Below are 12609 nucleotides of genomic sequence, written 5' to 3' on the forward strand. Positions count from 1 at the left end.
GTGTTGGTTCTGGTGTTGGTTCTGGTGTTGGTTCTGGTGTTGGTTCTGGTGTTGGTTCTGGTGTTGGTTCTGGTGTTGGTTCTGGTGTTGGTTCTGGTGTTGGTTCTGGTGTTGGTTCTGGTGTTGGCTCTGGTGTTGGCTCTGGTGTTGGTACTGGCTGTAATGGTTGAAAGTTACCAAAATCATCAATAAAACCTCGTATAGGAAAGCCATTTATTATCATTGTAGTTATTTGAGCACCGAAATTTGACGATCCCATTATTTTTCTCCTTATAAATAGAAATTATCTTTAAATTAGTTTGCGGTCTTTATTGACAAATTATTTTTTTTATAGTAATAAAATCATTTATTTTTCATTCTTCCTCAATTTGGCCAAAAATTACCATAAGTATTCATTTTCATTAATTGATAATGGATAATGGATAATGGATAATTACCTCTGGTTAAAACCGTTACGGAATTGAATATAAGGAAATATTATTTCTTCTCCTGGTCGATTGGATATGGCTCCGAGACCTCGCCATCTCACCCTTCGGGAAGCTCCGCTAACGGTCGCTTTTTTCCCCTCGAAAGGGGGAGGCTAAGGGTGCTGAATTATTTAATTAATAATTATTAATTATTAATTAAATTGTCCAACTAATGTCCAACTAAGTAGGGCTTGCTGATTAAATATCAAAGTCTTGACAGGTAAAGGTTTTACCCTTTTCAGGTACTAAGGGAGTACCAGCTTTTAGGTGAGTCAGGTTCAAAAATCTAAGATTTTCGGCAAGATAGGGGTAGAAAATCACTTTTACGATTCTTCTGACTACTTCTTCTATAATTCCCATTCCTCCTGACTTCTGGATTCTGGATTCTGGATTCTACCCCCTACCACTCATACTTTTTCAGCAAACCCTAAGTAGTGTTAGACATAGAACTATAGACCAAGGGTAAAAGTGGCCCTGTTTGTTCCTGTCCATTAACAGCTAAATCGCTATGACAAAGGTAAATCCGATGTTCATTTGACTCATTAACTGAACTATTGTTGCCATAACCTATAGGAGAACCTACACGACTTAACAAATCTAACAAAATTTTTCGCAGTCTTTCCCGATCGGATTTTTGCGTATCTTCAATAGTCCAACAATTCCCTAACTGACTCTGCAAAAATAATGGCGCTCCATACAAAGTCGCAGTACCCCCACTTAACCAAAGAGGGGAACCTATATCTAACCAAAACTGCCATCTATGACATCTACGACTAGCTCGGTATTGAAAAACTGTGGCCAAGGTAATTCCTGGAGGGGAATAACCCATTGGCCTTACAGGAAAAGGATTTGCACTAACTACTCCTTTGCGTAAAAACTGGATAAATTTTTCTACTGTACTAGAGGATAAGTCTTCCTCCACCGAGTCGTTGTCAGTAGAGGTTGTTACCGAAAATTGGGAACTTTTTTGCAGTCTGCGCTCTACATCCCAATAGTGGGTAGCAGTTTCCATCAACTCTCGTAGTGCTGCTAACTCAGCAAAAGAAAGATAACTAGACATAAAGAATTTCTGAATTGCTCTGTCTAACAAAAATATCGGGTTAGGCAGTTGACGTTGTTCTTGTTGCGATCGCTGTTCTTCTATCCATGCCAAAATCTCATTATAAACACGAGTTGCTTGATACCCGACTCTATCCCATCGAGAAAAAGCTTCTATTGACAGCAGGTGTGGATGTGTAATATCTGGATAAAAGCAATGATCTGCTAACAAACCTGCCCGCACTGGATCTATATCATTAGTTTTCTGTAAACTTTCTTGAGCATCGGTTTGTTTTTCAGGTTTGCCAATAGATCTTTGACTTAATACAAGCAACATTTCTGCCACTGCATCACGGTCTACTAAACGTCCCAACCCAGGATAAACCAAAGTTAAAAGACTCAACAATGCTCGGATCGTAGGATAACTAATGAGAGGACGTTGGTCTTTGAGTGACTCTACAGCAACTCCATGATAGTTAAGAATTGAAATCAAACTATAACGAGCAATGGCATCTAAACCAGGAGCTATTATTGCCACTTCTTGAGGTTCTACTATACCCAATTTTATATCTTTAGCGATCGCCTCTGCCGTCTTTCGTAACAAAGCCGCTCGCGATCTAGTCTGAATTAATTGTAAAAAAGCCGGAAGTTGGAAAATAGAAGAATTAAGACTATAAGTATCCAGAACTAACTCAACAATAGGTTCTCCTATTTCTGTAGCTAAATTTTCCTCTGTGTCTAATACTTCAATTTGACAGCGTTTCTGCAGTTCTGCTAAATATTCGGGGTCAGCTCCCAGACCTAATCTAACGCCACCATCAGGATTATAAGTAAAAACGCCTAAAGTTCCATTATCTAACAGAAAATTGCATAAATGACTAGCGATCGCTGGATATTCATCCACATCATCTGCCAACAAAAATGGATAACGGTCAATTAGATATTGCTGATAATTAGGGTTTGGTAATAGATACCGCCAGTACAACTCTGTAATGATACCATAAGTTAGCAAGCATCTTTGTAAACACCAAAGTCGCCACTGTTGCAGTAATTCTACTATATTCTCATAGAATTCCCCTGAATCTACCTGCTCAAATCCCTGTTGTAAAATCATTGCGGTCTCTTCTATAGGCGTGCAACTGAAAGCAGCCAATTGAAATAAGTCGAGAATGCGGCGTATCATCCGCTCTCTAGTTACTCCTGGCTGTTGCAATAATCCTTTCTCTATGTGAGGACGCCAAACTCTGCCAGCAAGTTCCTGTTCTGTTTCGGGCCGTAGTCGTAATGGAAATTGTGCCTTTAAGTCCAAGGATTCGATTAGCAATGGCCAGAATAAGTTGACTTCATCTTCAAAAAAACCTAATGGAGTAGTTGAATGATAGGGGTATTGTTCTGATGTCGCCTCTGAAATTCTGTCCATCAAGTCAATTCGATTATTTGCATTAGCCGCCAATATTAGTATTTTGGGCGAAGTGTGGAGGAATTCTGGTATCTGTGGGCGATCGTCTAAAGTATTGTCGGCATTTTCTGGCCTTACTGGCCTAACAATTTCATTTAGAGGAGACTTGAGATTTTGGCCTTTTATACAGAATTGTTCTATTAAGCGACTTGTCTTACCGCTAAGAGTTGGCCCTGTAATCCAAAGAGAGCGATCGGGCATTGTTGGGTGTCCTTTAGTTTTGAGTTTTGTAGTTTTGTGGAATAGGCATCTTGCCTGTTCCTGTTCCGGCCGAGATAATTTTAATAGTTTTGTAGTTTTGTAGTTTTGTAGTCTTGTAGTCTTGTAGTCTTGTGGAATGGGCATCTTGCCCGTTCCCGTTCCCGCACCCGTTCCCACACGGACACTAAATCGAGTGAGGGCGTTTTGCTCCGCAACATATAAAGCGGAGCTTGGCGCTAGCCAATGCCATTCGCCCCTACATATGGCGCTTCCCATTGTTATGAGATACACCCATCGCGGGCAAGATGCCCGCACTACAAGATTTTAAGAATTTACTCTGTACCTCATTTGCCAGAAATATGCTGTAAGTCCTGATATATAGCAAACTGTTTGATATTTAGTATTATTCAGTTTAGTTTTCTTGTAGTTGATTTTTGAAAGCTAGATAATCACCTTTTTCTAGATTAAAGGTTGCTACAAAGCGCCTAAAATCAATAGGGGATAATTGCTTTTGTAAAATAAGTAAGACTTTCTCGATTAATTCTTGATCATTTGGGGAAATTGTTTGAGTTTGTTCGTGTATATCTTTATTTTCTCGTTCTTTCATAGCTTCTTCATAAATGCTATCAATGGTTTCATTTTTAAATAATTGTTCTTTAAGTTTCACATAATCCCCTTGACTTCCTAAGTTTAAAGTGGTAACAATATCTAAAAACTTAGCAGGTTCTAATTGATTAAAGAGGATTAATAATGCTTCTTGGATAATTTGATCGTTATGGGTTAGGTTCGTTTTCATCACATACCTCTAAGATGAAGTTAACAGGATTGAGAGTTTTTAAAGAAAGGTTTTGACAACGACTAATCAGTCTTTTATCGCAGGTGAGAAAATAATCAGTTTGTATCATTTCTGCACAAGCAACATGATAAGCATCAAACTGTTTGATTCCTTGTTGGGTAAGTTCATTTGCTCTCTCTTTAATAGCTAGGTTAAGGGGTTGATACAGGGTAGCTTTCTGTAGATAACGACTCATTGTCAATTTTTGTAAGAGATAAGGGTTCTTTCTATTCTCTAATTCTAATGCTTCGGAACTAACTAGAATAATTGATTTTTCCTCTATCATTTGAAAAATGAGTTTAACTGCTTCAGTTTCTAAAGCAATTTTCTTCTGTGTTTGGTCATCAAAAGGACGATTATAAACACTGGTATCTAAATAAACTCTAATCACATCATGCTATTTCCTCAATTATTATAGTAATGCTATTTTTTTTTATTTATAACACATAGTAACATTATCGTAGTTTTTATTAAGCTCATTTCAATTTCTAATGTTACTTCGATACTGTTTGGTTGGAATACAATCTCAATGATTAGTGGAGCGCGATCGCTCTTTTCTACAGACAGCAATGTTAATAAGTTGATGGAGAGAATAGTTGCCAAGGCAAGCTTTTTAGCTAAGGGTTTAATTTTATTCATGGTTAACATTTGGTTGATTTAATCTCGGACAACTCTAATTTTACTTACTGAATTTGAACTTGAAAATAGAAATAAATAGCAGTTTTTTCGGATAAAATATATCCTAATAATTTCAAATAGCAGCAAATAGCAGCAAATAAAAAAAACGATTAATTTATTGTTTTTTCCTGTGAGGAATGGCTAAACTAGGAATATCTCAAATATTCCTGGGAGGCAAGATCTAATGATAGAAGTCGAATTTCTGGAAAATATTGGTCAATCTCTTTTTCCAGAGAAAGTAAATAGAGAAGCTGAAGAATACAGATGTTTTTTTCAATTGCGTTTTGACCGTGAAAACTATCGTTTAGAGAATAAAAGAAGGAGGCGAGATGAGAATACAAAAAATCATCAAAAGTGTGAAGATATTGCCAGTTTAATGGCAGCTAAATATTTTCCTCAAAGTGATATTCAGAGAACTCAAAAAACAGTTATTGAAGAAATAGTTAATCGATACAAACTCGAACTTGAAAGTGATAAGCAAGATAGTCAAAGTTGGATAAATGTAGGACGGGGGCAAAGAGGAATTTGGCAACAAGTTTATGATTGGTTGTGGGACTATAAATTTCCTCGGTGGGAACTCGATCGCCTATATTGGGAACCATTAAAGCAGAAAGCGACTGGTTTAGATTGGATAAAAATTGGGAGTACAACCGATGCAAGAAACTGGGAAATACCGGAATTTATTGAACCTTTGCCTGTAGGGAAACCACTTTGGATTTCGATTCAATTACCGTCAGAATATGATTATTTGTTATTACTAAGTCGGGGTTTGACTCAACAGTGTTTTTTGTGCCCTTCCTATATTTTTGCTCCCCGGTATCAACTTTCAGGAAATAAGATTTTAATACCACAAACGGAGTCTTTTTGGTATCAGAAAAATAAGGAAGGCATGAAGTTAACCACGCCAGGAACTCAGGAGTTTGTGGCGATCGCTCTTAAAGAAGTTCTAGATTTTGATTGGTTAAAACCGAGGCGAGAGGAACCTGTAGTTAATTGGACGAGCGATCGCTTGACTCAGCTTTCGGAGTGGTTGGAGGATAACCCCAATAGTTGGCAGGGTTGTTACCAGAAGTTTGCAGTAGCGTAGCTCACACGGATTATGCCACGGATATACGGATTAATAGGCGTTGCAGAATACTGGGATGATTGAGTCAGACACGGGGACACGGGGACGCGGAGACGCGGGGATTATAGTAGATCCTCTGTGATCGAATCATCCCGCAATTATGCAATACCGATTAATATAGTGTCAGTCCAGTAGGGTGTGTTAGCGAAGCGTAACGCACCGACATATCTGGGATAAGCTCAGTAAAGCGTAACGCAACGAAATATTTGGAATAGCGGTGCGGTGCGTTACATTTCATTAACGCACCCTACAAGATGACTAAAAGTAATAAATTAGGACTTACGCAGATACGCTATATATAGCCCTCAATACTATTGTCCAACAGTTACTTGACTCTATAAATAGTGCCTTTGCGTAATTCCTGTAAATATAAAGGAGAACAAACAATGAATTTAGAACGCGTACAAGCCCGTCTGCAACTCATCGACAAACTTCTGAACTGCAAAAGTGGGGAAGAAAATCACGTTTTGAACGACAACTGGGAGTTAGTCGAGCCAGAGTTGTTGCAGACAATGGCATGGGTGGTAGAATTCGGGGCTGGCAATGGTAGAACCAACAAAGCCAATTTTTTAAGAAACCTTCTACTGCAACTAGGGGAATATCTCGGCAGTTCCCAACAACCCCAAACCATCCGTAAGGAAACTGTAGATACATTATTAGATATTGGCATTCGGTGGGATGAAACCAGTCAATTTACTCTTGCTCTCCAAGTTTGGCAATATACTCTCACCATTTATCGGGAAATCAAAGACTGCCAAGGAGAAGCTCATTCCTTGGGTTGCTTGGGCAATGCCTACTACTCCCTAGGGCAGTACAAGCAAGCAATTGAATACTGGCAACAATATTTAACCATTGCCAGGGAAACCAAAGACTGCCAAGGGGAAGCTAATTCCCTGAACAACTTAGGTCTTGCCTACCGCTACCTAGGGCAGTACGAGGGGGCAATTGAATACCACAAACAGTCTTTAACCATTGCCAGGAAAATCAAATACCACCAAGGAGAAGCTAATTCCCTGAATAACTTAGGTATTGCCTACGTCTTCCTAGGACAGTACGAGCGAGCAATTGAACACTGCCAACAGTCTTTAACCATTGCTAAGGAAATCAAAGACCGCCCAGGAGAAAGTTATGGCCTGGGCAACTTGGGCATTGCCTACTTATCCTTGGGGTGGTACGAGGGGGCAATTGAATACCTCCAGCAGTCTTTAACCATTGCTAAGGAAATCAAAGACCGTAAAGGAGAAGCTAATTCCGTGAACGAATTGGGCATTGCCTACTGCTACCTAGGGCAGTACGAGGAGGCAATTGAATACTTACAACAGTCTTTAGCCATCAAAAGGAAAATCAAAGACCACCAAGGAGAAGCTACTTCCCTGGGCAACTTGGGCAATGCCTACTTCTTCCTGGGGCAGTGCAGGCAGGCAATTGAATACCATCAACAGTCTTTAGCCATCAAAAGGGAAATCAAAAACCGCAAAGGAGAAGCTATTTCCCTGGACAGCTTGGGCAATGCACACCGAGAGTTAGGGCAGACTAAAGAAGCTATTGAAGCTTTCCAAGCTAGCCTGACAATAGCAACTCCCGAAACTATGCCGGATACTTGCACTCTCGCCGGACGCAACTTAGGCAACATCCACTTTAGTCTGGGTAACTGGGAACTCGCCATTACAGGTTACGAACCAGCTATCGAAGCGATCGAACTCACTCGCAACTCCTCCCTCACCGACGATCGCCGTAAACAGATCCTCAAAGACAACCTAAGCGCCTATGCTCAAATCGTGCAATGCTACATCAACCTGGGACAATACGAAAAAGCCCTCGAATATGCCGAACGCTCTCGTTCCCGTTTCCTCGCCGACCTCTTCCACAACAAATACCTCTACTCCAAAGGTGACATCCCGCCCCAAGTTCAAGAGTATCTCGACCTACAACAGCAAATTGATAGCCTCCGGTTTAACTCCCCTTCTAATGGCATGATGGGAGAAAGTTCGTCCACTTCCACCTCCACCGAAGCTAAACTGGAAAAAATCAGACAGTTAGGAGCCACAAAACAGCAAATTTGGGAAAATATTCGTCGTGAAAATAAGGAATTAGCAGCACGACTCCAACCCACTCCTCTGAGTTTCCAGCAAATGCAGCAGTTAATCCCCGATCGCAAAACTGCCTTGATCAACTTCTACAGCGCTGAAGAAGATACCTTTATTTTTATCCTGCGCCATCCTGATGCAGTGGGAGAAATCCCCCTAACCTCCCTTGGTACTGGAGAAATCCCCCCAACCCCGCTTTGTAAGGGGGGCTTAGAGACTCTTGGTAAGGGGAGCTTAGAGACTTGGGAGAGGTCAGTCGCCTGCTATACCTGCGAAGGAGAAGGAATCAAAAACCTACAAAATTGGGTTAAGCAAACCTGGCTCTACTCCTACACCAAAATCAAATTCCCTAAATGGTTTGTCATCACCCAACTTCTCAACTGCAAACTAGAAGATATCAAAACCATTGAAACCAACGACACTGCCGTTTTAGTCATATTAAAGGATGGCTCCCAAGAAACTCTTAATATAACTCCCCAAGAATTCCTCAAACAAACTAGCCAAAAGCGCGACCAACTCCAGAAAGAATGGCAAAACCAAATGCAACCAACCCTCGCCGAACTCTCCCAACGTCTCCAACTCCAGGAACTCATCGACAACCATCTCCAAGACATCGAAGAGTTAATCATCGTACCCCACCTACACCTACACCAAATTCCATTCGCAGCCCTTCCCATCTCCCCCAAAGTCGCAGAAAACCCAGAAACCACAGCCCCAGTTCTCCAAACTGCCGGAAAAACTCGCGACTACCGAAATTTTGATATAGATACCTCCGACACTATACCAACCACACCTATAAATATAGATAACAATGAATATCTGAGCGATCGCTTCCGCATCCGAGTCGTACCCAGTTGCCAAATACTGGACTTCTGTCACCAACGAGAACCGATAGAAACCAAAACCGTCGGCATTGTCGAAAACGCCACAGGAGACCTACACTTCACCCCAGAAGAATGTCGCAAACTTGCCCAACTCTACAAAGTTCCACCAGAGCGCCACTTAAAAGAAAAACAAGCCACCATTGCCAACTACCTCAAACTTGCGCAACAAGTAAACATTCTCCACTCCAGCCACCACGCCAGCTCAGACCTCAGTAACGCCCTAGAATCTGGCTTGCGACTATCTGACGGCACATTAGACTTAGCCAACCTATACATTCAGAGTTTTCCTCAACTTTCAGAAGTCTTTCTTTCCTGCTGCGAAACCAATTTCACTGTCTCAGAAATCACCGATGATGTCCTAACATTAGCCGGAGGTTTTCTGACAGCAGGAGCGCGGAGTGTAGTCAGTACATTGTGGTCAGTGCAAGACAACTCCACCGCAGAGTTTTGCCAGTTATATTATCAATTCCGCAACCAGGGAGAAACCAGCCCGGAAGCATTAAGAAAAGCACAATTTGAACTCCGGAAAATTCCACGTTTCAACCATCCTTATTATTGGGCAGCATTTGTTTCCCAGGGAGAACGTTAATTAGGGCTATGCTTTATAAACATCTTTCTTAACATAAAACTTGACAAAAATATCATTTGATGTATTAGAGTCTGAAAGGTCCTAGTGTCGTTGCGATCGCAACGACAAAAAACAACTTTTAGGAATACACAAGTTAGTCAATTTGTCAAAGCTTGTAAAACAAACAAAATGCTCTTCAACAATGAATAATGAATAATGAATAATGAATAATTACCTCTCCTTGAAAAGAAGAGGATTGACAAATTCATGAAAATTTTTCTTTATTATCCCCTTAAAAGGGGAGGCTTTAAACCACAATTTTTCGGTAAGCTTTTGATAATAGGCATTATCCACTTTTGTAAAGAATTTTGCTGATAATGGATAGGGGGGCTTTCAACGTCGCTTTTCGGTAAAAGATAATCCTCAAAATCCTTATACTGACGAGAACCACTCACCGAAATATCTCCAGAACTTACAGCGCTTTTCAAATTGATGAACCACATTGCCATAACCAAAACCCTGTAGGGACGTTGCATGCAACCTCCCTACTGTGGTCTACTGAAATGAAAACCGCTGTAAGTCGTAAGTGTTTGGCACTCCTAGTCTATAGTTGGCCATATCTCAATCTGTTTGCTTGGCCACAATTTCTGCCTTCTTGAAACTGTCCTCTGTACTTACTGGACAAAATAGATATAGACTTGCGATTACCAAGGGGGTCGCTAAACCTCAGCCTATATGACCCACTGTGGACATTTATATTTACTCTCCCGACTTTTATTTTACTTTTCCCTCTTTTTTGAAATGTTGCTAGAAGAGGTTAAAATGGAATGAGCCTTGACGTATATTGAAGTAGTACCTCCGCTACCTCTAGAATAAAATGGACGTAACAGGACTCGAACCTGTGACCCCTACCATGTCAAGGTAGTGCTCTAACCAACTGAGCTATACGTCCAAACTTTGAATTTGGTATACCCTATGCTTCAAGTATACCAATCCGAGAGCAAAAGTCTAAATTTTATGAGTAAAATATAAATAATACATATTTTTTGCAAATAAATAGATACGAATATCTTATATTTATACATTTTCTCCTAGCAGGGGTAAAGACAGAAAGCGAAAACTTATCTAAAGTTCATCAAACTTACTCATAACTATAGCTATAAAACTAAAATAAGCAAGTTTATTCAGTTGTCTATCCGTTATCAGCTACAATTAAGAGATGAAGCTAGTTGAACGTCATGTTATTACCAAATCCCATGATTTGTGGTCGGAAATTGACCACAAGGCTTTTTTGTCAAAAAATCTGTTCAATTTAGCCAACTATTATTATTGCCAATATTTCTTTGAAAACAAAAAGAAACTAAATTTTAATCAACTGTATCACCAGGTATCTAAAAGCGACGATTATCAAGCTTTACCTACCAAAGTAAGTAAGCAAATAATCAGGAGATTAGATTCAGCTTGGAGTAGTTATTTTTCAGCCTTAAAAACGTGGCAAAAACAGCCAAATAAATTTTTAGGGAAACCAAAAATCCCCAAATATAAACATAAAACATGCATGTCGAAATATTCTTCCTTATCCAAATGAGTCAATTTACAAAAAAACATTAAAAAAAGGAATTTGTCATCTGTCGATGAGTGAAATAAAAATTCCCACTTCACAGACAGAAATAATAGAAACCAGAATTATCCCCAAAAGTAGCTGTTACATAATAGAGATAGTCTATGAAAAACAGGAGGAAATAACAAATAATCAACAAATAGCAGGAGTAGACTTAGGAGTAAATAACTTAATGGCTGTAACGACAAATCAAACAGGAATATCACCTCTATTGATTAAAGGCAGACCATTAAAAGCAATTAACACCTTTTATAACAAACAACGCTCTTATTTACAATCTCAACTAAAAACAAACCACAATAAAAATAATTCTCATCGGTTAAAAAAATTAACTCACATTCATGTCGGCTCTTAGCCGAAACGAAATAGTCGAGTAGAAAACTATCTCTATACAGCAAGTAAAAGAGTAATAGATTGGTGTGTAAACCATGAAATAGGAATCTTAATCATTGGGCAGAATCAAACTTGGAAACAAGAAATAAAATTAGGGAAAAAGAACAATCAACAATTTGTGAATATCCCTCACTATAGGTTAATAGAGATGTTAAGGTATAAAGCCCAACTAAGAGGAATAAAAGTAATAATTACCGAAGAATCCTATACATCTCAATCAAGCTGTTTAGATGGGGATGATTTACCGAAATATGGAGAACAAAAACCGAAATTTAGTGGAAAAAGAGTAACAAGAGGGTTGTATAAAACCAGGGAAAATAAATTATTAAATGCAGATGTAAATGGGTCATTTAATATAATGAAAAAAGTAATTCCTGATGTCTTGGACCAAGGAATAAAGGGTTTGCCGTTTAACCCTGTAGTGGTCGATCCACTACGAACAACTGAGCTTTCAGGCTTTCTCGTTCAGTTTGAGTAAGTTTAGTTGAGCGGTAGTTCACTGGCAACAAACAAATACAAATTAAGACTTATCATAGAAGAGTAATCATTATGTCACAATCAGGAAAAGGCTTTGGCTTTGGTTTAGGTAAAATGAAAGAACTAACTGAGGCTTTTAAAAAAGCCCAACAGGTTCAAGACGGAGCTAAACAACTCCAAGAAGACCTAGATAAATTAGAGGTTGAAGGGGTAGCAGGTGGTGGTTTAGTTAAGGTTTTTTTGAGTGGAAACCAAGAACCACGGCGAGTAGAAATTTCACCTGATGCACTAGGAGAAGGAGCAGAAGTAATTTCTGAATTGGTAACAGTAGCAATGCAAGATGCTTATAGTAAGTCTACTGCTACTATGCGCGAGCGCATGGAAGAATTGACAGGTGGTTTAAATATACCTGGACTTTCTTGACATCCTCCCGACGTTGCGCTTACAAGGGCAGCGCGGGATTCCTAAACCTCGCGGCTCAGGACTTTCTGCTTCCTCTTGACAGAGGAGCTGCGCTAACGTAGCACCTGCCTCCGAGGCTAAACCTCTTTCTGGTCTAAAGGCGCGCTCCACAGACTGAAACTGCTAGCCCAGCAGCCTAATTATATTAGGATAGCATACCCTTGTAAGAACCGCAAGATTGGTTGGTTTTCATCCCGACGCTCCCCTAATAGCTGCCGCACTTGCTCCGCCTTTTCCTGACGGAATGCTCCGCAAACATGTCGGCGACAGCCGTTAACGCAGTTATGCGAAGCGCAAAACGGGAGAGCGCGGG

Annotated in this window: 12 protein-coding genes and 1 tRNA gene; 6 read left to right on the top strand and 7 right to left on the bottom strand. The window is 39.9% G+C overall.

Going from position 1 to position 12609, the window contains the following annotated elements; all coding sequences use genetic code 11:
• The 6 genes from F6K54_RS28730 to F6K54_RS28755 all read right to left on the bottom strand — a co-directional run.
• On the bottom strand, positions 1-259 hold a 259-nt coding region (locus tag F6K54_RS28730; protein WP_293085335.1), incomplete at its 3' end, for a hypothetical protein.
• A gap of 406 nt (positions 260-665) precedes the next feature.
• Entirely contained in the window at positions 666-827 is a 162-nt protein-coding gene (locus tag F6K54_RS28735; RefSeq protein ID WP_293085338.1) for a hypothetical protein, read from the bottom strand.
• Positions 828-894: 67 nt separating this feature from the next.
• Entirely contained in the window at positions 895-3165 is a 2271-nt protein-coding gene (locus tag F6K54_RS28740) for a recombinase family protein (protein ID WP_293085366.1), read from the bottom strand.
• A 412-nt stretch (positions 3166-3577) separates the two neighbouring features.
• Positions 3578-3961 (bottom strand): hypothetical protein, encoded by a 384-nt coding sequence (locus tag F6K54_RS28745; RefSeq protein ID WP_293085341.1) that lies wholly within the window; start codon positions 3959-3961, stop codon positions 3578-3580.
• A complete protein-coding gene (locus F6K54_RS28750; protein ID WP_293085344.1) occupies positions 3939-4391 on the bottom strand; it encodes a PIN domain-containing protein in 453 nt (150 codons plus the stop codon). Before F6K54_RS28750 ends, F6K54_RS28745 begins: the two co-directional genes overlap by 23 nt.
• A 32-nt stretch (positions 4392-4423) precedes the next feature.
• Positions 4424-4639, bottom strand: a complete 216-nt coding sequence (locus F6K54_RS28755) for a hypothetical protein (RefSeq protein WP_293085347.1) — start codon at positions 4637-4639, stop codon at positions 4424-4426.
• A 223-nt stretch (positions 4640-4862) separates the two neighbouring features.
• Here F6K54_RS28755 and F6K54_RS28760 point away from each other — a divergent pair, with 223 nt between their 5' ends.
• Complete coding sequence (locus tag F6K54_RS28760) at positions 4863-5765, top strand: hypothetical protein (RefSeq protein WP_293085351.1); 903 nt, start codon at positions 4863-4865, stop codon at positions 5763-5765.
• A 425-nt stretch (positions 5766-6190) separates the two neighbouring features.
• Positions 6191-9364, top strand: a complete 3174-nt coding sequence (locus F6K54_RS28765; RefSeq protein ID WP_293085354.1) for a tetratricopeptide repeat protein — start codon at positions 6191-6193, stop codon at positions 9362-9364.
• A gap of 857 nt (positions 9365-10221) precedes the next feature.
• Here the strand turns inward: F6K54_RS28765 and F6K54_RS28770 are convergent.
• Positions 10222-10295, bottom strand: a tRNA-Val gene (locus tag F6K54_RS28770).
• Positions 10296-10562: 267 nt separating this feature from the next.
• Between F6K54_RS28770 and F6K54_RS28775 the strand changes: the two genes are divergently transcribed.
• From F6K54_RS28775 to F6K54_RS28790, 4 genes are all read left to right on the top strand, one after another.
• Entirely contained in the window at positions 10563-10931 is a 369-nt protein-coding gene (locus F6K54_RS28775) for a transposase (RefSeq protein WP_293085357.1), read from the top strand.
• A gap of 46 nt (positions 10932-10977) precedes the next feature.
• Positions 10978-11319, top strand: coding sequence for a transposase (locus F6K54_RS28780; protein ID WP_293085360.1), 342 nt, complete (start codon positions 10978-10980; stop codon positions 11317-11319).
• Between the two features lie 54 nt (positions 11320-11373).
• Positions 11374-11835, top strand: coding sequence for a transposase (locus tag F6K54_RS28785; protein ID WP_293085369.1), 462 nt, complete (start codon positions 11374-11376; stop codon positions 11833-11835).
• 71 nt (positions 11836-11906) lie between these two features.
• The gene (locus F6K54_RS28790; protein ID WP_293085363.1) at positions 11907-12257 is read left to right on the top strand and encodes a YbaB/EbfC family nucleoid-associated protein; all 351 of its coding nucleotides are present in this window, start codon (positions 11907-11909) and stop codon (positions 12255-12257) included.
• The last annotated feature ends 352 nt before the right edge of the window (positions 12258-12609 follow it).

The sequence above is a fragment of the Okeania sp. SIO3B5 genome (assembly GCF_010692555.1).
Lineage (GTDB): Bacteria > Cyanobacteriota > Cyanobacteriia > Cyanobacteriales > Microcoleaceae > Okeania.

Excerpts from the sequence above, each read along its gene's own strand:
- F6K54_RS28735 (WP_293085338.1), bottom strand. The coding sequence starts at position 827 with ATGGGAATTATAGAAGAAGTAGTCAGAAGAATCGTAAAAGTGATTTTC.
- F6K54_RS28740 (WP_293085366.1), bottom strand. The coding sequence starts at position 3,165 with ATGCCCGATCGCTCTCTTTGGATTACAGGGCCAACTCTTAGCGGTAAG.
- F6K54_RS28745 (WP_293085341.1), bottom strand. The coding sequence starts at position 3,961 with ATGAAAACGAACCTAACCCATAACGATCAAATTATCCAAGAAGCATTA.
- F6K54_RS28755 (WP_293085347.1), bottom strand. The coding sequence starts at position 4,639 with ATGAATAAAATTAAACCCTTAGCTAAAAAGCTTGCCTTGGCAACTATT.
- F6K54_RS28760 (WP_293085351.1), top strand. The coding sequence starts at position 4,863 with ATGATAGAAGTCGAATTTCTGGAAAATATTGGTCAATCTCTTTTTCCA.
- F6K54_RS28765 (WP_293085354.1), top strand. The coding sequence starts at position 6,191 with ATGAATTTAGAACGCGTACAAGCCCGTCTGCAACTCATCGACAAACTT.
- F6K54_RS28775 (WP_293085357.1), top strand. The coding sequence starts at position 10,563 with ATGAAGCTAGTTGAACGTCATGTTATTACCAAATCCCATGATTTGTGG.
- F6K54_RS28780 (WP_293085360.1), top strand. The coding sequence starts at position 10,978 with ATGAGTGAAATAAAAATTCCCACTTCACAGACAGAAATAATAGAAACC.
- F6K54_RS28790 (WP_293085363.1), top strand. The coding sequence starts at position 11,907 with ATGTCACAATCAGGAAAAGGCTTTGGCTTTGGTTTAGGTAAAATGAAA.